Raw genomic sequence first — 21,799 nt, forward strand, 5'->3', positions numbered from 1 at the left:
GCAGCTATGGGAAAAATAAAAATAGGACTACTCCAATTTTTCACGTTGACTTTGTTGTTTGAACTTGGAACAGCACTGGTAGTGAATCTTGGGATGGAGTCTGGTAAAGATGCGTGGATATCCATACTGCTCGGAAATTTGATCGGTTTGATTATTTTTTCGGGGTACACTTATTTATACAGAAAGTTTCCGGATCTCCCCTTAACGGCATATACCCGCAAGCTGCTGGGAAGATCCTTAGGTACGGTGATTTCCGTTCTCTACATTATCCTTTTTCTCAATTTAGCGGGTCGTGATTTACGGGATGGCAGTTCCATGCTGGTTATGGCTACTATGCACCGCACACCGTTGTTTATCATATCTACATTGATGATCTTATCTTCTGCGTATGTTTTGCATAAAGGAGTAGAGGTGTTATCCCGAACTTCATTGGTATTCGCAACTCTCGTAATGCTGATAGGTATATTTTGCTCGATCATGCTGATGTTATCGGGCTCCATTAATTTGAATCGATTGCTTCCTGTTTTTGAGAATGGGTTCCAGCCTGTGATCGAATCTGTCATTCGTCAGAACTATATGTTCCCTTTTGGTGAAATGATTTGTTTTACCATGCTAATGCCCTATCTGAATAATGTTAAAAAAGGTCCTTGGGTCATCGGAGCAGGGATATTTGTTTCAGGTTTGCTCTTAAGTCTGACTATGATGCTGAATATCTCCGTGCTGGGCACAGATATTGTGAAACGTTCACCCCTCCCTCTGATGCCCACGATTAGCAAGATTTCAATCTCTGATTTTATTCAACGTGTGGATATTCTAGTAGTTATGGTGCTGATTATCGGCGTTTTTTTCAAAATGTCAGTGTTTTTTGCGGCGGCACTTATAGGGATTTCCGAATTGTTCAAAATTCCTTACCGGAGAATGGTCTATCCCTGTGCTCTGATCATTCTGTTCAGCTCGATGTTGAACGCGCGGAGCTTTACTGAACATATTAATGAGGGAGGGAGATTGTTATATACGATTTTCCCGTTCTTTATGGTGTTGATCCCTGTAATTCTTGTCATTGTTGCGGCGATAAGAAGTCATCTTTCCCCGCCACGTTCTGGTTGATGTCCTGTTTTCCAGTAGTAGATATCGGGGATGAACAAGCAGAGCAGCAAAATACAAGCCGTTGCTTTCTCAGAGGCGGTATAGAATAGATAATTAAGGATATAGCCGACGTTACCCAGCCCATAGCCATACAGCCAATCTAGCAAATAAATATACAATAAGCAGAGAGTGGCTAGCAGTAAAGTTACAGCGTATTTTCGGATCAGAAACTTTCTTGTTTTTTTCTTCAAAGTATTCTCTCCTTTATGGAAATATCAGCATTAACGTTAGTATGAAGCTTTTTATAGATGAACATGCATGGTGGATATTTTGGGCTAAATGCATTTCTTTTGGAAAGCTTATCATCCATACCGATTTATGTTACATTAGTATGAAACTAAAGTTAGAAACTAATGTGGCAGGGGAGGATCTTGTTGTGAAGCCGGATTTACGTTCCGCATGGGGAAATAAAGTATTAGTCGGAGACGGAGCGATGGGCACCTACTTATATCAGAAGGGTTTCCCGGTCGGCATTTCCTATGAAGAATTGAATTTGACCTCTCCGGGGGTAATCGAAGATGTTCACCGCAGCTATATTGAGGCAGGGGCAGTGCTGCTGGAGAGCAACACCTTCTCGGCGAACTATGACAGGCTCTCTAAATATGGTCTAGAATCTAAGGTTGAGGAAATCAATCGAGCCGGGGTTAGAATCGCTCGCCGGGCTGCTGGAGATCATGGGTATGTATTAGGAGCTGTAGGATCTATTCGTGCGGGTAAACGTGCGAATCTCTCTTCCACAGAGCTGAAAAAATATTTTACACAGCAGATTGCTGCATTGTTAGAAGAGGACGTAGATGGCATTATGCTGGAAACCTTCTACGATGTTGAGGAACTGCATTTAGCTCTAAGAACACTCCGCAAGATCAGCTCGCTTCCTGTAGTTTGCCAATTAGCTGTCGATGAAACAGCACGCACATTAGATGGATTAACTTTACCGGAAGCTTTTCGTATCCTGGAAAGCGATGGCGCTGATGTTATCGGATTTAACTGTAACACAGGCCCGAACGGAATGAAGCGGGCGCTCAAAGCTGTACAAGGGAGTCTGGTTTTGCCAGCTTCTGTGTATCCAAATGCGGGTGTAGCGGATTATGTAGACGGAGAATACCGGTACGGGGCTTCTCCAGAATATTTTGGGCAAATGGCGCAGACTTTTGCGGAGATGGGCTGCCGGATAATCGGTGGTTGCTGTGGTACAACTCCGCAGCATATCGCAGAAATCTCGTCTGCACTGAAGAATTATGTACCGCAACCGCTTCCTAAACCGTTGCCACCTGCTGTGGAGCGTGTATCGCTGCAAGATAATTTTGGCGATGATGGTAGAGAGGGTAGAGAGCCGAACCTGGTTGATCTGGTAAAGGAACGACATACGGTTATTGTTGAGCTTGATCCACCTCGTGAATTGGATATCGCAAAGTTTATGCAGGGTGCAGAAGCGCTAAGAAGAGCAGGCGCGGATGCGTTGACACTCGCCGACAACTCTCTGGCTGTTACACGGATGAGCAATATGGCGTTGGGGCATTTGGTGCACGCTAAAACCGGACTTCGTCCGCTAGTGCATATTGCTTGCCGGGATCGTAATTTGATTGGTACTCAATCCCATTTGATGGGTTTTGATGCGCTTGGAATTGATCATGTGCTGGCCGTAACAGGTGATCCTGCGAAATTTGGAGATCTTCCCGGCTCAAGCTCGGTTTATGATTTAACTTCTTTTGAGATAATTAGAATGATCAAGCAGCTGAATGACGGGATTTCCTTCTCAGGTAAACCTTTGAAACAGAAAGCGAATTTTGTAATCGGAGCTGCGTTTAACCCGAATGTTAAACATTTGGATAAGGCAGTGCAACGTCTGGAGAAGAAAATCGCCTCTGGTGCCGACTATATTATGACCCAGCCTGTCTATGATCAGGAACTTATCGTGAAGATAGCTGAGGCAACAGCACATCTGGAAATCCCTGTATTCATTGGGGTTATGCCACTGGCAAGCGGACGAAATGCAGAGTTTCTGCATAATGAGGTTCCCGGTATTCAGCTTACGGACGATGTCCGCAACCGCATGAAGGGACTTGAAGGGGAAGCTGGAAGAGCAGAAGGTGTCGCTATCGCTAAGGAACTGTTAGATGTTGCTACTGCCCATTTTAATGGGATCTATCTGATGACTCCGTTCATGTTCTACGATATGAGTGCACAGCTAATGGAGTATGTGTGGGAGAAATCAGGACGCAAATTGTCCCCCTTGTTTCGCTAGTAATAATCAATTACAATAGTGTAATGGATGTGATTCCGTTGTCATTTAGCATGACCGGATACGGTCAATCGTCCCTGCAATTCGGCGGCTACAAGATTATGTTCGAAGTGAAATCGGTGAATCACCGGTACTGCGAAGTTGTACTGCGGATGCCCCGGGATTGGACGGGTTATGAGGATGTGTTGAGAAGAAAGGTTCAGCAGCACATCAAACGGGGAAGAATAGATGTTACCATCAATAGAGAGCACGATGAGTCGACTGTTAGACCGGTTCTGAATCACTCTGCTGTAATGACCTATCTAAAGGCAGCAGAGCAGCTTAAGAATGAATATGGTTTGAGTGGTGAGTTGACTTTACGTGATATACTTTCTATACCCGGTATTATGGACAGCAAAGACGAGGCTGCGGGTGCCGTGTCTGCGACATTAGAAGACTACTCCGAAGTATTGGAGGCGGGACTTGAGCAGTGTTTGCAGTCTCTGCTGGAGATGCGCGCCCGTGAAGGAAGTTTTCTAGCCGCTGATATTGAACAGCGCCTGAACCATCTTGAGAACATGCATGCTGAAATGGTTGAACTTGCACCTGTCGTAATCATTGAATATCGAGAGAAACTTCGACATCGATTAAATGAACTAAATGATGGGACGTTCGCTTTTGATGAGCATAAATTTGGGATGGAGATCGCTATTTTTGCAGATCGCTGTAATATTGATGAAGAGTTGACCCGGTTGTATAGTCATTTCGAGCAATGCAGAGCCCTCCTGAAGGGGAAAGGACCGGTAGGACGCAAACTGGATTTTCTCATTCAGGAGATGAACCGTGAGACGAATACAATCGGATCGAAATGCAATCATCTAACTCTCGTGGGTCTTGTGCTAGATATGAAAGCAGAACTGGAGAAGATTCGAGAACAAGCTGCGAACATAGAGTAATCGGGAATAGGTAATAGCATAGAACTTTATGGGGGGAACTACCGGAACATGGCAATCAAACTTATTAACATTGGCTTTGGAAATATTGTGTCTGCCAACCGCATTATTTCTATCGTCAGTCCGGAATCTGCACCAATCAAACGTATTATCCAGGAGGCACGTGATCGGCATATGTTGATCGACGCCACCTATGGCCGACGGACTCGTGCCGTAATCATTACAGATAGTGATCATGTCATCCTATCGGCTGTACAGCCGGAGACTGTGGCGCATCGCTTATCCAGTAAAGATGACGACAACGACGAATAACAACTAAATGGAGTGTATTATGTCAAAAGGATTGCTCATCATATTATCCGGACCTTCCGGCGTAGGTAAAGGTACTGTTTGTACAGCACTACGTCCGAAGATGCCCGAACTTGTCTACTCAGTTTCTGCTACTACTCGCAGTCCGCGTGCGGGTGAGGAAGATGGCGTCAACTATTTTTTTAAAAGCAAAGATGAATTTATGGCAATGATCGAAGCCGATCAATTGCTTGAATACGCGGAGTACGTAGGTAATTATTACGGTACTCCACGTGATTTTGTGGAGAGAACTCTCAATAGCGGCAAAGACATTATTCTCGAAATTGAGGTTCAAGGCGCTCTCAAAGTTAAAGAGAAATTTCCTGAAGGGATTTTTGTGTTCCTTCTTCCTCCATCCATGGACGAGTTGAAGGACCGCATTCGCGGACGGGGTACTGAGCATCCAGATGTGATCGATCACCGCATGACTGTAGCGGAGGATGAGATCAACTTAATGCAGCATTATGATTATGCTGTTGTGAATGATGAGATTGATCTGGCTTGTAAGAGAATAGAAAGCATTATTATCGCCGAACATTGTAAAGTCAGATAATTTATGCTGAAGGTCAAATGTATTAACAGTAAACTATGAAGAGGTGTCCCAGTGCTATATCCATCCATTGATGAAATGATGACTAAGGTTGACAGTAAGTATTCGCTCGTTGTCGCTGCTGCACGTCGTGCTAGACAATTGCGTGAGGGTGGCAAGACAGATGTGAAGAATCCTAGATCGCATAAATTTGTTGGTGTTGCTCTTGAGGAAATTTACGAAGATCGCATTACTCTAACCCGCGGTGAAGAGTAGTCTCAAGCATAAGTAATAATGACCTATTGTAGAAACGGATGCCGCCTATTTGTTTTGAGGCGCTGCCGTTTCTTCTTGGGTTATGGAGCATTTACGGGTCTTAAATTTATGATGAAAGCCCAGAACCGGGCTCTTTATGACAACCGGAAGGTTGTTATTTTTTTCTCGTCGTAAAGATAGCCATTCGTTGTAAGAGTAGGGAACAGGGGGGAGATCATGTTGAAGAGCTTGAAGGGGAAGACTATTTTACTTGGGATCACAGGAGGAATTGCTGCTTATAAAGCGGCGTCCTTGACCAGTAAGCTTGTCCAAAAAGGTGCCGAGGTCCATGTCATTATGACAGCTTCGGCGAAGCAGTTCATTACAGAATTAACTCTACAGTCACTATCGAAGCAACGAGTATACAGCGATACATTCCAGGAGAGAGATCCATCCTCCATTTCACATATTGATCTGGCAGATGCTGCGGATCTTGTGCTGGTAGCACCCGCGACCGCAAATATGATTGCCAAAATGGCGCACGGGATCGCCGATGATATGTTATCTACAACACTGCTAGCTACTACGGCTCCTATTATGGTTGCACCAGCTATGAATGTTCATATGTATCAGCATCCAGCTGTACTTAATAATTTGAATATTCTCGCTAGTCGGGGCATTCAATTTATTGAGCCTGGTGAAGGACTGCTGGCATGTGGATACGTTGGCAAAGGTCGGCTAGAAGAGCCAGAGGCTATTGTGAGTGTGGTTGAGAATTTTTTTGCACATCAAGCAAGCGTCGCATCCAAACCTCTTGTGGGTAAAAAAATCGTCATCACAGCGGGTGGAACGGTAGAACGCATTGATCCAGTACGTTATATCTCCAATGATTCATCAGGTAAAATGGGCTTCGCATTAGCACGTACTGCGCGCGCAATGGGAGCTGAGGTAACGTTGATTGCTGCGCGTACAGATGAGGCCCCTCCACAGGATCCAGAGATTTCAGTCATTCGTGTTCAATCTGCACAGGAAATGTATGAAGCAGTTACCGCACAGTGGGACAGCTGCGATATTATGATCAAGGCGGCGGCTGTATCGGATTACCGTCCGAAGCATAGTGAGCCTTCTAAGATTAAAAAAAGCGGAGAGACGATGACGCTTGAGCTTGTGAAGACAACGGATATTCTGGAAACACTCGGTAAGAACAAAAACAAGCAGTTTTTGGTTGGCTTTGCTGCGGAAACGGGCAATACGGAATTTTATGCTAAGGACAAGCTGGTCCGCAAAAACTGCGATCTCATCGTTGCTAACAATGTAGCGGCTGCAGGAGCCGGATTTGGAGCGGATACGAATATCGTTTCGATATATGATGTGAATGGATTGGTGCTTGAATTGCCACAATTGTCGAAGGATGAGGTTGCTCGTCGTTTGCTGACGCTCGTGGCAGAGCGAATTACTGGAGCTTCATTATAATGGATATCGCCAAGGTCATTGTGGATGTGCCTGTACGCAGCACTGACCGGCCATTTGATTATAGTATTCCAGAATCCCTGAAATTATGGATTGAAGTGGGCAGTCGGGTAGCCGTTCCGTTTGGGCACCGGACAGTCCAAGGTTTTGTAGTTTCTTTAGAATCAGGCGAGACTCTAGTGAATCCTAGCCTGAAGCCAATCCAAGAAGTGTTGGATCTGCTCCCGCCTTTATCTCCTGAATTAGTTGAGCTTGCGGACTGGATGAGTAAAAGATATGCATGTAGACGAATTTCAGCACTGCAGGCGATGTTGCCCACCGCTCTAAAAGGGAAGGCAGAACGGCTGATTTCACTTGGAGATGTGCAGGAAGAGACAGCATTTCCAGAGGATGAATTGTTCCCAATGTTTGCGGACACAGGGGATGAGGAACGGCTAATCACAGAATTTATTGGACGTAGTGGCGAAGTTTCCATGAAGCAGCTTACTCGTGCATTTCCTGAGGCTGCTGAGACGGTGAAGTTCATGCTGCGGCGTGGAGTACTTATAGAGAGTCAATCCATTAAGGATAAAATGGGCAAGAAAAAGCTCAAGGCAGTCGATCTGGCGATAGGTGTCACTGCTGCCCGGGAGGCTTTGAACAAATTTCCGAAAAAATCAGCACGCCAGAAGGAAGTTCTGAGCTTTTTAGTTGATATGGAAGCTACACTCCCCATGGCCCTTAAAGAAGTTTTGTCTGCACTCCAAGTAACGGCAAGTACTGTAAAGGCCTTGGAGGAAAAAGGATTTATCGAGATCAGTGAAATTGAAGTCTATCGCGATCCTTATCAAGGGCGAGATTTTAAACCTACCGCACCTCTACCGCTCACAGCGGAACAAGAGGTCGTATATACAAGGATTTCTCGAACCGTAGAAGAGCAGCTTCACGAAGTATTTCTGCTTCATGGCGTTACGGGTAGTGGTAAGACAGAGATCTATTTGCAGTGTATTAAACGTTGTTTAGATCAGGGTAGACAGGCTGTTGTTCTTGTTCCAGAGATTGCTTTAACGCCACAAATGGTGGAGCGGTTTAAGGGACGGTTCGGCAGCGGGGTCGCGGTTATGCATAGCCGGCTGTCTGTTGGTGAGCGCTACGATGAGTGGCGTAAAATCCGTGAAGGAAAGGCCACAGTCGCTGTAGGCGCAAGATCGGCCGTGTTTGCTCCTTTCTCCAACTTAGGGCTGATTATTATGGATGAAGAACATGAGACCTCTTATAAACAGGAGGAGAATCCGAAATATCATGCCCGTGATGCTGCTATTCGTAGAGCGGAGCAGTGTGGGGCAGCTGTGATTCTTGGATCTGCCACGCCTTCGCTGGAAAGCTATCATGCTGCAAGATCGCAGAGTGATATTCATTTTTCACCGGTACTGCTGGAGATGCCTACCCGTGCGCTAGGAAATGAACTTCCAAAGGTGAACGTAGTAGACATGCGGGAAGAGCTTAAAGAAGGCAACCGTTCGATGTTCAGCCGAAAGCTTCATTCAGCACTGGAAGAGAGGCTGGAACGCGGAGAACAGACCGTGCTGCTGCTTAACCGTAGAGGTTTCTCCACCTTTGTCATGTGTCGTAGCTGTGGTTACGTAGCCGGTTGTCCAGAATGTGATATCTCACTAACATATCATAGCCGTAGTGACAATTTACGTTGTCATTATTGTGGCCATGCTGAACCAGCACCTAAGCTTTGTCCGGAGTGTGGGAGTGAGCATATCCGGTTTTTCGGAACGGGTACACAGCGGGTGGAAGAAGAGCTTGGTAAGCTGTTCCCAGGCATACGAGTGATTCGTATGGATGTGGACACAACAACAGAAAAAGGCTCACATGAGAAGCTGCTGAACCAATTCCGGGACAAAAAAGCGGATGTTCTCCTGGGGACTCAGATGGTAGCAAAGGGACTGGATTTTCCAGATGTCACTCTTGTTGGTGTAATCACAGCAGATTCAGCGTTGAACCTGCCCGATTTTCGCGCAGCAGAGAAGACATTCCAATTGCTTACACAAGTTGCAGGCAGAGCAGGCCGGCATCAGCTTCCAGGCGAAGTGGTCGTTCAGTCCTATACGCCAGAGCATTATTCCATTATTCATGCCAGCGGACATGACTATCTCTCTTTTGTACGTGAAGAGCTGAAGCATCGTAGAGGCCTCCATTATCCGCCGTATTGCAGACTCATCCTGGTCACATTGTCTCATGAACAGCTGCCGCTTCTACTGCGGATGGCAGAGAATTATGCTCTGAATCTTCAAGGAAAAGCCAGACAGCTAAGATGGTATGGAAGTCTCGATAAGCTAACCAGTGATGTGTTAGATCTGTTGGGTCCTGTGGCTTCACCTATCCCTCGATTAAAGGGTAGATATAGATTCCAGTGTATGATAAAATGGCGCGGCGCCATCGATGTAATTGGACTTGTCCGCCAAGTGGCTGAAGAGTTAGAGGATTCTGTACGGGATACTGGTCTTCAGATCAGCATTGATGTGGATCCGCAGATGTTGATGTAAATCCGTATCATGTTACAATGTAAAAAAAGAGCTTTATCAATTGACTTTAAATATAGAAATGTTCAGAACGGGAAGGTGTTTTGTAATGGCTATACGTTTGATCGTTAAGGAACCGGATGAAGTATTGCACAAAAAAGCTAAAGAAGTAGCAGTAGTTACTCCTAATGTTAAAAAATTGCTGGATGATATGGCACATACGATGTATGACGCTGAAGGAGTAGGGCTGGCGGCACCCCAAGTCGGAATTTTGAAACGTCTAATTGTGGTGGATGCGGATGAAGAGCATGGATTGATCAAAATGATTAACCCTGAAATCATCAGCATGGAAGGTGAACAGCTAGGGCCAGAAGGATGTCTTAGTATTCCTGGCTTGAATGGTGATGTACGCCGTGCGGAGACTGTAACTGTACGTGGCCTTAACCGTGAGGGAAAAGAGATTACGATAACCGGCAGTGGTTTACTTGCCCGGGCTTTTCAGCATGAGATTGACCATTTGAATGGAGTTCTGTTTACAGATATCGCTGAAAAAGTGTACGAGATGACTGCTAACGAGACTGAGGAGTGAGGAATATGAAGATTGTTTTCATGGGAACTCCAGCCTTTGCGGTGCCAAGCTTGCAAATGCTGGTAGATGAAGGCTATGAAGTTGTAGCTGTCATCACCCAACCGGATCGTCCGCAGGGGAGAAAAAAGATCTTGGCTCCTTCACCAGTTAAGGAAGCCGCATTAGCTCTTGGATTACCTGTGCTTCAGCCTGAACGCATGCGTCGTCCTGAGGCAGTCGCTGAGCTGGCTGCATATGAGCCGGATTTGATCGTCACGGCTGCTTATGGTCAAATTTTGCCTAAAGCTGTGTTGGACTTACCGCGGAATGGTTGTGTGAATGTACACGGTTCGTTGCTTCCTAAATATCGGGGAGGTGCTCCGATTCAGCGTAGTATCATCAATGGTGAGAAAGTGACCGGCGTTACTTTGATGTATATGGCGGAAGGGCTGGATACCGGTGACATGATCTCTCGTGTCGAAGTGGCTATTGAGGCTGAAGATACCTCAGGAATTCTTTTTGAGAAGCTAAGCCTAGCGGGACGAGATCTGTTAAAGTCTGAAATGCCACGTTTAGTGAGTGGAAAAGTTCAAGCTGTTCAGCAAGACGATAGTGAGGCAACTTATGCTCCTAACCTTAATCGCGAGGATGAACGTTTGGATTGGAACGCTACCTCACATGACAACTATAATCGAATTCGTGGATTAGTTCCTTTTTCCGGCGCATTCACGCTCTGGAATGGTGAGACCTTTAAAGCTTGGGCTTCTAAACTGCCTGAAGAGCAGAAAGCAAGCGATAGTGCTCCAGGAACGGTGCTTTCTGTAACCGAGCAAGGTGTCGAAGTGAAAACAGGTGACGGAAGTCTGCTGCTGACAACGGTTCAACCTGCTGGCAAAAAAGCAATGAGTGCGGCCGATTTTAGCCGTGGTGCTGTTATGAAGCCAGGGACGGTGTTAGGTTGAGCGGCGGTGGAAATGGTGTTGGCCGATCAGCAGTAAATCCTAACGCTGGTAAGAGACAGGGGAACAATTCCAAAGCAGTTGGCAACAACGGCAGAGCTGGCAATAAGGGTAAGGTTGCCCCTGCTTCTGCCCGGGAAATCGCGCTTGATATAATGGTTAAAGTTGAGCAGCAAGGTGCATATAGCAATTTGCTGCTCAACAGCAGTCTACAGAAGGCGACACTTAGCAAAGAAGATGCCGGACTGGTCACAGAACTTGTTTATGGCTCTATTTCGCGGATGAACACCTTGGATTATGTGCTTGAAGGATTTGTTAGTAAAGGGATAGCTAAACTACAGCCATGGGTCCGTAATTTACTGCGGTTAAGTTTATATCAAATTATGTATCTGGATCGTATACCGTCCCATGCAGCTGTTAATGAGGCTGTTAATATAGCGAAGAAAAAAGGCCACCAGGGAATCTCAGGGATGGTTAACGGTGTGCTGCGCAGTGTGTTGCGTGCTGGTGATCTACCGGTTCTGCCTGAGGGGCTGAGTCAAGCGCAGCGGATATCGATATTATACTCACATCCGTTGTGGTTAGTGGAACGTTGGATTACCGAGTACGGTGTCGACACGGCGGAAGCGATTTGTGCATCTAATAATGAGCCGCCTGCGGTCAGCGTACGTGTGAATACAACGATGATCAGTCGTGAAGCTCTGCTGAACCAGATGATTGAACAAGGTCTGCAAGCTTCAGCATCTGAGGTTAGTCCCTATGGTATTGTTGTGAAAAGCGGCGGAAACCTGGCGCTCACCTCCTGGTATCGTGATGGATATCTCTCCGTTCAGGATGAGAGTTCTATGCTAGTAGCTGAAGCGGTAGCTCCGGAGCCTGGTATGAGGGTGCTTGACTGTTGCGCTGCTCCTGGGGGCAAAACAGCACATATGGGCGAGCTCATGAAAGATGAAGGATCAATTTACGCTAATGATCTGCATTTGCATAAAGCGAAATTGATCTCAGATCAAGCAGAACGTTTAGGTCTTGATTGCGTATCTACAGGCAGTGCAGATGCGCTGGAGCTGGAGCACACTTTAGAGCATCAATCCTTTGATAGAATTCTTCTCGACGCACCTTGTTCTGGACTCGGCGTAATTCGCCGTAAGCCAGACCTCAAATGGCGTAAGCAGCCGGAAGATGTGGCTAGCGTAGCGTCATTGCAACGGGAATTGCTGCAGTCGGTCTCTAAACTGTTGAAACCGGGTGGCATTCTGGTATATAGTACCTGTACTACTGAACAAGCGGAAAATAGTGAAGTAGTAGCTGACTTTTTGAAGCAGAATCCTGACTTCACCGCTGTAACTTTTGCCTCCCCATTATGGGACAGGCTGGAGGGTACTGCGCTGGCTGAGGGTGAGGGAATTCAGCTGCTGCCTCATCATTATGGGAGCGACGGGTTCTATATTTCCAAGCTGCAGAGAGTCTTGTAATATAGCAAATTTTCTGACAATTGTAGTATCCTCCGCCCGCCGGGCTACCGTACGGCGGGCGTTTTCTTTTACCGTCTCTGAAATTTGTGTTAAAATAGGAAGAATGAGAAATAATACGCATATCCTTATGAAAGAACAGGTGTAGATAATAATGAAACCTTTAATATATGATTTTTCTTTAGAAGAGTTACAACAGTGGGCGAAAGACAATGGTGAGCCTGCTTTTCGTGGTGGACAAATTTTTGATTGGCTGTATGTAAAACGTGTGAATGACTTCGAAGCAATGAGCAATTTGTCCAAAGGGCTTCGCCAGAAGCTGAATGAACAATTCTCTATTGCAGCACTAACTGAAATTACTAAAATGGAATCTAAAGATGGAACTGTAAAATTCCTGTTTGGATTGCATGACGATCATGCTATCGAAACAGTTATCATGAAACATAATTATGGCAATAGCGTTTGTGTAACAACCCAAGTAGGGTGCCGAATCGGCTGTACTTTCTGTGCCTCCACACTCGGTGGATTAAAACGGGATTTGACAGCGGGAGAAATTGTAGCTCAGGTTGTTCGTTCCCAACAAATCCTTGATGCGCGCGGCGAACGTGTCAGCAGCATTGTTATCATGGGTACTGGTGAGCCGTTTGAGAACTATGATGCAACAATGAGATTCCTGCGTCTTATGATTCATGAGAAGGGCCTAAATATCGGACAACGGCATATTACTGTTTCCACCAGCGGTATTGTACCGAGCATTTATAAATTTGCAGAAGAAGATACCCAGATTAATTTGGCGATTTCGATTCATGCGCCTAACGACGCCTTGCGTTCAAAGCTAATGCCTGTTAACCGCCGTTTTCCGTTTGATGATGTAATTGAATCATTGCGTTATTATCAAGCTAAGACTGGACGACGTGTCAGCTTTGAATATGCCTTGATCGGCGGGGTAAATGACCAACCGGAGCATGCTGAGGAATTGGCCGGGGTGCTTAAGAGCATGCTGTGCCACGTCAATTTGATTCCGGTAAACCATGTGCCTGAGCGAAAATATGTACGTACTTCACGCAATGATATCTTTGAGTTTCAACGTATTTTGGCTGATAACGGGGTGAATGTTACTATTCGCCGTGAGCAAGGCCATGATATCGCGGCCGCATGCGGACAGCTGCGTGCCAAACATATGGAGTTGGGGTGAGGATATTTGATCAGAACAGTTCATGCCAGCGATATTGGCCGAGTGCGCTCTGTCAATGAGGATTCGGTCTGGATCGGCGCGACGCGCCACGGTTATACACTCGGCATAATTGCCGATGGGATGGGTGGACATCAGGCTGGTGAAACCGCAAGCAGGCTCGCTTTGGAGACAATGAGGAATAACCTGGACGGGTTAGAGCCTGAACTTCAAGACGAAGCTCTGCGTGATGCGTTGTCAGCTGCTATTTTGGAAGCTAACAGCACTGTGTTCAGGGAGGCTTCCGGTGACGATAAGTATCATAATATGGGTACTACTGTCGTTGCTGTTCTTTTGAATGGATCAAACGGATATATTGGCCATATCGGAGACAGCAGAGCCTATTTAATAAAAGACAGTGCGGCAGTTCAATTAACCGAGGATCATACGCTAGTCAATGAGCTGTTCAAGAACGGTCAGATCAGTGTGGAGGAATTGGATAATCATCCGCGTCGTAATGTGCTGACGAGGGCGCTTGGAACAGATGCTGAGGTTGAGGTTGATATGGCGCCTATAGCTCTGCTACCAGGGGAAATTTTGCTTCTATGCAGCGATGGTTTAAGCAACTTTGTCACAAATGAGCATTTAGGCAAAGTAGCAGGTATACATGAGATATCGTTAGAGGAAAGAGCGGACCGTTTACTTCAGCTGGCACTGCTCGCCGGCGGTGGCGATAATATTAGCGTCGCTTTGTTAGAACATCATGGAGAGGCCGCTGTGCCCGAAACAAAGGAGTGGGATTGATGATCGGTCACGAATTGGGCGGCCGTTACCAAGTCATCGAACGGATCGGCGGAGGTGGAATGGCGCTCGTCTATAGAGCACATGACATTCTTTTAAACCGAAATGTCGCCATCAAAGTATTGCGCAATCAGTTTGTGCATGACGAGGAATTTATTCGCCGTTTTAGGCGTGAGGCGCAGTCTGCCGCATCTTTGTCTCATCCGAATGTCGTCAGCATATACGATGTAGGACAAGAAGACGAAATTCATTACATTGTCATGGAGTATATTGAGGGTCAGAATCTTAATGAAATTATAAAAGAACGAGCGCCATTGCAGGTTGATGAATCCGTACGGATCGCTTCACAAATCTGTGATGCCCTAGATCATGCGCATCAGAATCAAATTATTCATCGTGATATAAAACCACATAATATCCTGATCGGACGCAATGGACGGGTGAAAGTAACCGATTTTGGGATTGCCCGCGCAGTTACGTCAACAACCATAACACAGACCGGTTCTGTGGTTGGTTCAGTACATTATTTCTCGCCAGAGCATGCCAAAGGTGTCTCTACAGGAGAAAAGTCTGACTTGTATTCATTAGGTATTGTACTTTATCAAATGCTTACTGGAAGCCTGCCCTTTTTGGGAGAGAGTCCGATTAGTGTAGCTTTAAAACATCTGCAAGAAGAGTTTGAAGAGCCAAAACTTCTGAATCCACTCATTCCGCAAAGCGTTGAGAATGTAATTCTGAGATCAATGCGTAAAAACCCGGAGGAGCGGTACGACTCTGCCAAAGAAATGTTACAGGATTTGGAAACATGCTTATTGCCGGAGCGTCGCAGTGAGGCGAAGATTCTGTTCAACGATGAAGAAGATGAGGATCGTACGCGGGTTATCCCGGCGATAAAACCGATTCAAAGAAGCAATGGTAATCGTAATCATCGTGAGGAACGGATGGTTCGTGATGAAGATGATGAACCGGTGCCTTCAAGCAAAGGTAAAAAACAATGGGCAAAACCCACATTATGGATTGGGCTTACCTTACTGTTGCTGTTGGCTATGGCCAGTCTCGTATGGTACGTTAAATCACAGCTAGTTGTTCCTGAGGTTTCCGTTCCTTATGTAGTAGGTAAACAGATAGAACAAGCACAAACTGAGCTTGAGGATTTGGGGCTTGAGGTTGCTGATCCTATTCTGTATGACTACAGTCCGAATTTTGAAGAGAATGTGGTCATTAAGCAGAGTAGGGAAAAGGATGCCAAAGTGAAAAAAGGAGCGTCCCTTATACTCACTGTGAATACGGCTAAGCCATTACCCAAGATGCCAGATGTAGTTAACAAGAGCTTTGATGATGCGGTTAAGGCATTGATGGCGCTGGGTGTAGCCCAGGACAGGATTGATAATAAACCTCTCTATGACGAAAATACAGATGAAGGTCTCATTGTAAAATCTGACCCTGCATTAAATACTGAATTCGATCCTGAGACGGTTCAAATCACCCTTTACGTTAGTAAAGGAGAAGAAAGTGTACTGTTGCCAGATCTCATCGGTAAGACGGAGAGTGAGGCAAAGGCGCTGCTTGAAGGTGCCAAGCTTGTTCTTGGAGAAGTGAAGAAAGAATCCAGCTTCAGCATTGAAGAAGGTAAAGTAACAAAGACTTGGGCATTTGATAAAGGGACAGGTACTTCTGTTCCACCTGGAACAGCGATAACGATTTACTTAAGTACAGGTTATCCACCTGAAGCCCTGAATTATACCTTTAATGTGCCAGTCGCTCCTGCTCAGGATGGGAAAAAGAGCAAGATTCGTATCGAATTCGTGGATGCGCGCAATAATGGAGAGAAACAGGATTGGGGAACACGTACCATTGGAAAGAGCCAAGTGTTATCCGTTAATCTAGTATTGGCTCCTAATAAAGATGGTTCGGTTATTGTTACCCGTGACGGTGTGCTTTTGGACACTTATGTCATTCCTTATATCGATGCGAAGAACGGAACCGTTCAGGAGCCTGAACCACCAGTTATAGCAACACCACAGCCAACTCCAACACCTTCTGCTGAACCTACGCCTACAATTGAACCTACGATTGAACCGGAGATCTTGCCGGGTTCAGGTTCAGAGAATGACGGAGGGAATAACGGGGCGGTGAATCAGACAGGGTTCGTAAACAATAGTTCTATAAATAGTGAATCGACTAATAATGGCAATAATAAGCACAACAATAAAGGCAAGGATAAATCTAAAGATAAAAACAACAACTAAACAGGGTTTAACCTGAACGGTTGCGTAGCGAAATGACCCGGGGATATCAGACTTGGGTCATTTTCGCAAAATCAGGAGAGGAAGGCTCACTATGTATGCCTGAAGGAATAATTGTTAAGGCGTTAAGCGGTTATTATTATGTGAAACCGCTCCGCGAAGGATTAATTGCGACTGAAGAGCATTCTGTTCAATGCAGAGGCCGAGGAATTCTCAAGAAAAAAGGGATCGCTCCGCTAGTTGGAGATCGGGTTATTTATATCCTTACTGAGCATGGAGAAGGAATGGTGGATGAACTTCTACCTAGAGAATCTGAACTGATTCGTCCACCTGTAGCGAATGTTAAGCTCGCAGTGCTTTTATTCTCCGTTCGGGAGCCCGATATGAACCTGAATCTGTTGGACAAGTTTCTAGTTCATATTGAGCATTCGGGTCTGGAACCCCTAATTGTTCTGACTAAACAGGATTTGGCGGATGATGATGGTGAAGCTACCCGTTATGTTAAAGAACTTTATGAGGATATCGGATATGAAGTGATGGTTACAAGTTCATTTACTGGTGCCGGAAGCGATGAGCTAAGACAAAGGCTTACTGGCGGCATCAGCGTATTTGCGGGTCAATCGGGGGTTGGTAAGTCCACCTTATTGAATCGTATTGTTCCAGGGCTTAAACTGGAGACTGGAGAGATCAGTTTACGATTGGGACGTGGTCGTCATACGACCCGTCATGTGGAGCTGATGGATATTGGTGGTGGAGGTTTTGTTGCAGATACCCCAGGTTTTAGTCAGCTTGATTTCTTGGAGCTTGGTGTAGAAGAGCTGTCCACTTGTTTTCGTGAATTTGCTCAATACGCATCCGATTGTAAGTTCCGGGGCTGCAGTCATCAGCATGAACCAGGCTGCCGTGTAATAGAGGCTTGGAAAGCAGGGAAAATTGCGGATAGTCGCTATGATCATTACAAACTGTTTTTTAATGAAATGAAAGATAAAAAGCGGAGGTACTAACATCATGATACGAATAGCACCATCTTTATTGTCGGCAGATTTCGCGCGTTTAGGTCCAGAAGTTGCAGAGGCGGAAGCCAGTGGTGGAGATTGGATACATGTGGATGTAATGGACGGTCATTTTGTGCCGAATATCACGTTGGGTCCACCTATTGTAAAAGCTGTATCGTTACATACCAAGCTGCCACTTGATGTTCACTTGATGATTGAGTCACCAGAACGTTATATCCCTGATTTTGCTGCAGCTGGTGCAAGTGTGATCACCGTTCACGCTGAGGCATGCGTTCATTTGCATCGTGTGGTTCATCAGATCAAGGAACTGGGGCTGAAGGCAAGTGTAGCAATTAATCCGGGTACTCCGGCTTCAGCGGTGCGTGAGGTGCTGGAGGATGTGGATATGATTCTGGTGATGACCGTTAATCCAGGCTTTGGTGGTCAAGCATTCATTCCTAACACTTTGCGCAAAATCACTCAAATTCGAGAATGGGCGAATGAAGTGAATCCAGATTTATTGATCGAAGTAGATGGTGGAGTATCGGAAGATACAGCACCATTGGTTGTGGCAGCTGGAGCCGATGTTTTGGTAGCGGGGAATGCAGTTTTTGGCCGGAGTGATCGTGCTGCGGCGATCCGAGGAATTCGAGAAGCAGCCGAATCAGCACTGCGTTAAAAAATAGGCGATTGAGACTAGAGGTATAGGCCAAGTCCTCGGTGCATAAATATGGTTACATGAGCAGAAATCTCATGTAGCCTTTTTTTGTTTTGGCAGGGAGGACTGCAGTTCGTTTCCGTTATTGACAAGAGGAAAGTCTCCTGCGTACGGCATGAATTGATGGGAGGGTAAATCATGAAATTTTACACGTTTAAGCTGCCAAGGTTTTTGGGAGGTTTTGTTAAAGCAATATTGAACACATTTCAGAAGAGTTAAGCCTCTAACAGAAAAGAAAACATGAAAAAAAGCACCTTACAAATGTAAAGGGTGCTTTTTGCTTCATATAAGTTATCGTTCGGTCTTAAAAATTGCTAAAGACTAAACGCGTTCAACTTTACCGGCTTTCAAAGCACGGGTGCTGACGTACACGCGTTTTGGTTTACCGTTCACGAGGATACGGACCTTCTGAACGTTAACTCCCCAAGAACGACGGTTGCGGTTATTAGCGTGAGACACGTGGTTGCCGCTGCTCGGTTTCTTGCCTGTTACTGCACATTTGCGGGACATAGATTACACCTCCTTATTCCTAACACCTGCATAAACAATACTTATCTATAATATCACAGCAAATTTTGCTACGTCAACCGATTCAAAAACATTTATTTCTTTTAATACTTATAGTACAATGTAAATTAGTGCATTATGTCCTGTTAATCATAGAATGATTAGGCATGAAGTTAGGAAGGGGAATTCTCAATTGAGTAAGCGTTCTATAAACGGAACAGATTTTACCGCTATGGTATTGGCTGGAGCGGATAAGCTGCAACAGCATGCAGAACACGTCAATTCCCTAAATGTTTTTCCGGTCCCAGACGGAGATACCGGTACAAACATGAATTTGACGATGACCGCAGGTGCGAATGAATTAAAGAAAAATAACACCACTTCTGTGGGCCAATGTGCAGGTGTACTCTCCAAGGGCTTATTAATGGGAGCTCGCGGGAATTCCGGCGTTATTTTGTCCCAGTTATTCAGAGGGTTTAGCAGGTATGCGGCTCAACATGATGAGCTTAATACACAGCAGTTCGCTGCTGCGCTGCAAACCGGAGTGGACGCTGCGTATAAAGCAGTTGTAAAACCTGTAGAGGGAACTATTCTTACTGTAGCTAAAGAGGCTGCAAGACATGCTGTTTATTATGCCCGCCGTACTACTGACGTTGTGGAGCTGATGACAGAGGTATTAGCCAAAGCAAAAGAAGCCTTAGCTTATACGCCTGAGCAATTACCTGTATTGAAGCAAGTCGGTGTTGTAGATTCTGGCGGTCAAGGTTTGGTCTACATTTATGAAGGGTTTCACCAGCATCTGACGAACGGAAGTACCGGTCTGTCTGAATCTGTGCAAGGACAAACCCACACACCCGTTGCACCAGCGCCTAAACCCGTGTTAACGAAACCTGAAAATGAACTGTTTTCTGTACAGTCTTCTGCACAGTCACAGCTATCTACTGAAGATATAGAATTTCTATATGATATGGAGTTTTTCATTAATCGCCAGTTAGGCGTTAACGTGAGAACTAATTTTGATGAGGAAGCTTTTAGGAAAGCGTTGTCAGTTAATGGCGATTCCATTATTGTAATTTCGGATGATGAGACGATTAAAGTGCATGTGCACTCTAAGGCTCCGGGTGAAGTGATGAACTTGGCTCTTCTTTATGGGGAGATCACGCAGATTCATATTCTTAATATGCGAGAGCAGCATCGTGACCTGCTGACTGCGGGTATGGATATTGCACCGATGCCTGATGTGTTCGCTGATATGCCGAATGAGAAGAGTGCAGTGCAAATGTCTCCTGCTGAGCCACCAGCTGATGATTTGGCACCTTACGGCTTCATTGCGGTATCTTCTGGCGCAGGTATTGCTGATATTTTCAAAAGCCTTGGAGTGGACGTAGTCCTTGCTGGTGGTCAAACAATGAATCCTAGCACGGAGGATTTCGTGAACGCGATTTCTTCTATATCTGCGAAGCATGTTTATATTTTGCCGAATAACTCGAACATTGTTCTTGCCGCTCAACAAGCTAAAGATCTTCTAGAAGGCGAACGTGAGATTACGGTGATTCCAAGTAAAAGTATTCCACAGGGAATAGCAGCAGCTTTTGCGTTCCAAGAGGAAGATGCTGTGGAGACTAATTCTGAGAATATGCTGGAAGCAATTTCTCATGTGAAGTCCGGACAAGTAACGAACGCTGTTCGTGATACAAGCTTTGATGAGCTGGAGATTAAGTCGGGCCAATTTATTGGGATTTCTAATTCCAAAATTGTTGCTGCGGCAGATGATCTTTTAGCTGCAAGTCAGGCGCTGTTATCCAACATGCTGGAGAATGGCGACGAAATCGTCACGATCCTTATTGGTGCAGAAACAGAATCCGAGGCTACTGATTCTTTGAGTGAGTGGCTGGAAGAGACTTATCCGAATGTGGAAGTTGAGATTCATGAGGGTGGCCAACCCCTGTATTATTATCTGTTCTCTGTAGAGCCATAGGTAGGAATTAATGGTTCTTTAACAATGGAGTAGAAATTTGCTATTGCGTAGTTGGCAAAATTATAGCTTGGGGGAGAAAATCCATGAATCGTACCATTATCGTCACCGACAGCACTTCAGATATCCCGCCAACAATGGCGGAAACGTACGGAATTGAGGTAGTACCGTTGACCTTAATGTTCGGCGAAGAGGCTTTTAGGGACAATCTGGATATGACTCCGGAGCAGTTCTATGAGCGTCTTCCCCGTACCTCACAGCTGCCGACTACTTCTCAACCCTCACCGGTTGAATATATGAATGTGTACCGCAGTATTCTGGAGCGTAACCCGGGCTGTTCTATCCTTTCCTTTCATATTTCTTCTGGACTGAGCGGGACTTATCAATCTGCATTGCTGGCTAAATCGATGCTGGAGGAAGAGGGAGAAGGAATCACTGTTGTGGATTCTCTCTCCGCTTCTTATGGTTTTGGATTTATGGTAGTGGAAGCTGCCAGAATGTCTGCTGAGGGCAAAGGACCTGAAGAGATACTTGAGGCTGTAGAAAGCCTACGTCAATCGCGTAAGCTTTACTTCTTAGTAGATACACTTGAATATTTACAAAAAGGCGGGAGAATTGGGAAAGCCTCCGCTATTCTGGGGACACTTCTGAATATTAAGCCGATCCTGTCCATTGATGCAGAAGGAATTATTTATGCGGTGGAGAAAGTTAGAGGCCGTAAGAAGGCTGTCGCCCGTATGATTGAACTGTTCAAGCGGGATCTGCAGGGTGTAAACAAAATCAATGTGGCCGTGGGTCATACGGCTGAACCGGCTTCCGGCGAGGAGTTCCTGAATGAGCTTGCAGGACACTTCACCTTGGAAGAAAAAGTGCTGACGAACGTCGGCCCTGTCGTGGGCAGCCATGTCGGTAACGGTACATTAGCTGTGTTCATTTGGCCTGCAAAATGAGGGATAAA

The 21,799-nt window shown here is 45.6% G+C and carries 21 protein-coding genes; 19 read left to right on the plus strand and 2 right to left on the minus strand.

Annotated features, from left to right (window positions below):
• The first annotated feature begins 6 nt into the window (after positions 1 to 6).
• On the plus strand, positions 7 to 1,107 hold the full coding sequence (locus tag MHI25_RS12795; RefSeq protein ID WP_076129140.1) for a GerAB/ArcD/ProY family transporter: 1,101 nt from the start codon (positions 7 to 9) through the stop codon (positions 1,105 to 1,107).
• Here the strand turns inward: MHI25_RS12795 and MHI25_RS12800 are convergent.
• Positions 1,080 to 1,337: a hypothetical protein gene (locus MHI25_RS12800; RefSeq protein WP_036686181.1), complete on the minus strand. Its 258-nt coding sequence runs from the start codon at positions 1,335 to 1,337 to the stop codon at positions 1,080 to 1,082. The genes MHI25_RS12795 and MHI25_RS12800 overlap by 28 nt on opposite strands.
• A gap of 185 nt (positions 1,338 to 1,522) precedes the next feature.
• On the opposite strand from MHI25_RS12800, the gene MHI25_RS12805 reads away from it, so the two are divergent.
• The 16 genes from MHI25_RS12805 to spoVM all read left to right on the plus strand — a co-directional run bounded on the left by MHI25_RS12805 (position 1,523) and on the right by spoVM (position 18,578).
• Complete coding sequence (locus MHI25_RS12805) at positions 1,523 to 3,391, plus strand: bifunctional homocysteine S-methyltransferase/methylenetetrahydrofolate reductase (protein ID WP_340395504.1); 1,869 nt, start codon at positions 1,523 to 1,525, stop codon at positions 3,389 to 3,391.
• Positions 3,392 to 3,429: 38 nt separating this feature from the next.
• Complete coding sequence (locus tag MHI25_RS12810) at positions 3,430 to 4,323, plus strand: YicC/YloC family endoribonuclease (RefSeq protein ID WP_076129143.1); 894 nt, start codon at positions 3,430 to 3,432, stop codon at positions 4,321 to 4,323.
• Between the two features lie 48 nt (positions 4,324 to 4,371).
• The gene (locus tag MHI25_RS12815) at positions 4,372 to 4,632 is read left to right on the plus strand and encodes a DUF370 domain-containing protein (RefSeq protein WP_006209218.1); all 261 of its coding nucleotides are present in this window, start codon (positions 4,372 to 4,374) and stop codon (positions 4,630 to 4,632) included.
• Positions 4,633 to 4,651: 19 nt separating this feature from the next.
• Positions 4,652 to 5,221, plus strand: a complete 570-nt coding sequence (gene gmk / locus MHI25_RS12820) for a guanylate kinase (protein ID WP_076129144.1) — start codon at positions 4,652 to 4,654, stop codon at positions 5,219 to 5,221.
• A gap of 51 nt (positions 5,222 to 5,272) precedes the next feature.
• Positions 5,273 to 5,473 (plus strand): DNA-directed RNA polymerase subunit omega, encoded by a 201-nt coding sequence (gene rpoZ / locus MHI25_RS12825; protein ID WP_036686188.1) that lies wholly within the window; start codon positions 5,273 to 5,275, stop codon positions 5,471 to 5,473.
• Between the two features lie 216 nt (positions 5,474 to 5,689).
• A complete protein-coding gene (gene coaBC, locus MHI25_RS12830) occupies positions 5,690 to 6,925 on the plus strand; it encodes a bifunctional phosphopantothenoylcysteine decarboxylase/phosphopantothenate--cysteine ligase CoaBC (RefSeq protein WP_340395505.1) in 1,236 nt (411 codons plus the stop codon).
• On the plus strand, positions 6,925 to 9,456 hold the full coding sequence (priA, locus tag MHI25_RS12835; RefSeq protein ID WP_076275857.1) for a primosomal protein N': 2,532 nt from the start codon (positions 6,925 to 6,927) through the stop codon (positions 9,454 to 9,456). Before coaBC ends, priA begins: the two co-directional genes overlap by 1 nt.
• Positions 9,457 to 9,541: 85 nt before the next feature.
• Positions 9,542 to 10,021: a peptide deformylase gene (def, locus tag MHI25_RS12840; RefSeq protein WP_036686193.1), complete on the plus strand. Its 480-nt coding sequence runs from the start codon at positions 9,542 to 9,544 to the stop codon at positions 10,019 to 10,021.
• A gap of 5 nt (positions 10,022 to 10,026) precedes the next feature.
• A complete protein-coding gene (gene fmt, locus MHI25_RS12845) occupies positions 10,027 to 10,962 on the plus strand; it encodes a methionyl-tRNA formyltransferase (protein ID WP_076301809.1) in 936 nt (311 codons plus the stop codon).
• Between the two features lie 137 nt (positions 10,963 to 11,099).
• Complete coding sequence (gene rsmB / locus MHI25_RS12850) at positions 11,100 to 12,431, plus strand: 16S rRNA (cytosine(967)-C(5))-methyltransferase RsmB (protein ID WP_256720996.1); 1,332 nt, start codon at positions 11,100 to 11,102, stop codon at positions 12,429 to 12,431.
• A 151-nt stretch (positions 12,432 to 12,582) separates the two neighbouring features.
• Positions 12,583 to 13,623, plus strand: coding sequence for a 23S rRNA (adenine(2503)-C(2))-methyltransferase RlmN (rlmN, locus tag MHI25_RS12855; RefSeq protein WP_036686196.1), 1,041 nt, complete (start codon positions 12,583 to 12,585; stop codon positions 13,621 to 13,623).
• Positions 13,624 to 13,629: 6 nt separating this feature from the next.
• Complete coding sequence (locus MHI25_RS12860) at positions 13,630 to 14,403, plus strand: Stp1/IreP family PP2C-type Ser/Thr phosphatase (protein ID WP_076129149.1); 774 nt, start codon at positions 13,630 to 13,632, stop codon at positions 14,401 to 14,403.
• Positions 14,403 to 16,649, plus strand: a complete 2,247-nt coding sequence (pknB, locus tag MHI25_RS12865; RefSeq protein ID WP_076179563.1) for a Stk1 family PASTA domain-containing Ser/Thr kinase — start codon at positions 14,403 to 14,405, stop codon at positions 16,647 to 16,649. Before MHI25_RS12860 ends, pknB begins: the two co-directional genes overlap by 1 nt.
• Before the next feature lie 95 nt (positions 16,650 to 16,744).
• Positions 16,745 to 17,650 (plus strand): ribosome small subunit-dependent GTPase A, encoded by a 906-nt coding sequence (gene rsgA, locus MHI25_RS12870; protein WP_076129151.1) that lies wholly within the window; start codon positions 16,745 to 16,747, stop codon positions 17,648 to 17,650.
• 4 nt (positions 17,651 to 17,654) lie between these two features.
• Positions 17,655 to 18,320 carry a ribulose-phosphate 3-epimerase gene (rpe, locus tag MHI25_RS12875; RefSeq protein WP_076280357.1) on the plus strand — a complete coding sequence of 222 codons (666 nt, stop codon included), beginning with the start codon at positions 17,655 to 17,657 and terminating at the stop codon, positions 18,318 to 18,320.
• Between the two features lie 177 nt (positions 18,321 to 18,497).
• Positions 18,498 to 18,578 carry a stage V sporulation protein SpoVM gene (gene spoVM / locus MHI25_RS12880; RefSeq protein ID WP_020431362.1) on the plus strand — a complete coding sequence of 27 codons (81 nt, stop codon included), beginning with the start codon at positions 18,498 to 18,500 and terminating at the stop codon, positions 18,576 to 18,578.
• A gap of 102 nt (positions 18,579 to 18,680) precedes the next feature.
• Here the strand turns inward: spoVM and rpmB are convergent, their stop codons facing one another.
• Positions 18,681 to 18,869 carry a 50S ribosomal protein L28 gene (gene rpmB, locus MHI25_RS12885; RefSeq protein ID WP_036686205.1) on the minus strand — a complete coding sequence of 63 codons (189 nt, stop codon included), beginning with the start codon at positions 18,867 to 18,869 and terminating at the stop codon, positions 18,681 to 18,683.
• Positions 18,870 to 19,059: 190 nt separating this feature from the next.
• Between rpmB and MHI25_RS12890 the strand changes: the two genes are divergently transcribed.
• On the plus strand, positions 19,060 to 20,844 hold the full coding sequence (locus MHI25_RS12890) for a DAK2 domain-containing protein (RefSeq protein ID WP_076136154.1): 1,785 nt from the start codon (positions 19,060 to 19,062) through the stop codon (positions 20,842 to 20,844).
• An 83-nt stretch (positions 20,845 to 20,927) separates the two neighbouring features.
• Positions 20,928 to 21,791 carry a DegV family protein gene (locus MHI25_RS12895; protein ID WP_076304166.1) on the plus strand — a complete coding sequence of 288 codons (864 nt, stop codon included), beginning with the start codon at positions 20,928 to 20,930 and terminating at the stop codon, positions 21,789 to 21,791.
• Positions 21,792 to 21,799 lie beyond the last annotated feature (8 nt).

It is taken from the genome of Paenibacillus sp. FSL E2-0177, assembly GCF_037992975.1.
GTDB lineage: Bacteria > Bacillota > Bacilli > Paenibacillales > Paenibacillaceae > Paenibacillus_AQ > Paenibacillus_AQ odorifer.

Bases quoted from the DNA above. Each gene is read 5' to 3' on its own strand.
- MHI25_RS12795 (WP_076129140.1), top strand. From the start codon at position 7: ATGGGAAAAATAAAAATAGGACTACTCCAATTTTTCACGTTGACTTTG.
- MHI25_RS12815 (WP_006209218.1), top strand. From the start codon at position 4,372: ATGGCAATCAAACTTATTAACATTGGCTTTGGAAATATTGTGTCTGCC.
- gmk (WP_076129144.1), top strand. From the start codon at position 4,652: ATGTCAAAAGGATTGCTCATCATATTATCCGGACCTTCCGGCGTAGGT.
- coaBC (WP_340395505.1), top strand. From the start codon at position 5,690: ATGTTGAAGAGCTTGAAGGGGAAGACTATTTTACTTGGGATCACAGGA.
- priA (WP_076275857.1), top strand. From the start codon at position 6,925: ATGGATATCGCCAAGGTCATTGTGGATGTGCCTGTACGCAGCACTGAC.
- def (WP_036686193.1), top strand. From the start codon at position 9,542: ATGGCTATACGTTTGATCGTTAAGGAACCGGATGAAGTATTGCACAAA.
- fmt (WP_076301809.1), top strand. From the start codon at position 10,027: ATGAAGATTGTTTTCATGGGAACTCCAGCCTTTGCGGTGCCAAGCTTG.
- rlmN (WP_036686196.1), top strand. From the start codon at position 12,583: ATGAAACCTTTAATATATGATTTTTCTTTAGAAGAGTTACAACAGTGG.
- pknB (WP_076179563.1), top strand. From the start codon at position 14,403: ATGATCGGTCACGAATTGGGCGGCCGTTACCAAGTCATCGAACGGATC.
- rsgA (WP_076129151.1), top strand. From the start codon at position 16,745: ATGCCTGAAGGAATAATTGTTAAGGCGTTAAGCGGTTATTATTATGTG.
- rpe (WP_076280357.1), top strand. From the start codon at position 17,655: ATGATACGAATAGCACCATCTTTATTGTCGGCAGATTTCGCGCGTTTA.
- spoVM (WP_020431362.1), top strand. From the start codon at position 18,498: ATGAAATTTTACACGTTTAAGCTGCCAAGGTTTTTGGGAGGTTTTGTT.
- rpmB (WP_036686205.1), bottom strand. From the start codon at position 18,869: ATGTCCCGCAAATGTGCAGTAACAGGCAAGAAACCGAGCAGCGGCAAC.
- MHI25_RS12895 (WP_076304166.1), top strand. From the start codon at position 20,928: ATGAATCGTACCATTATCGTCACCGACAGCACTTCAGATATCCCGCCA.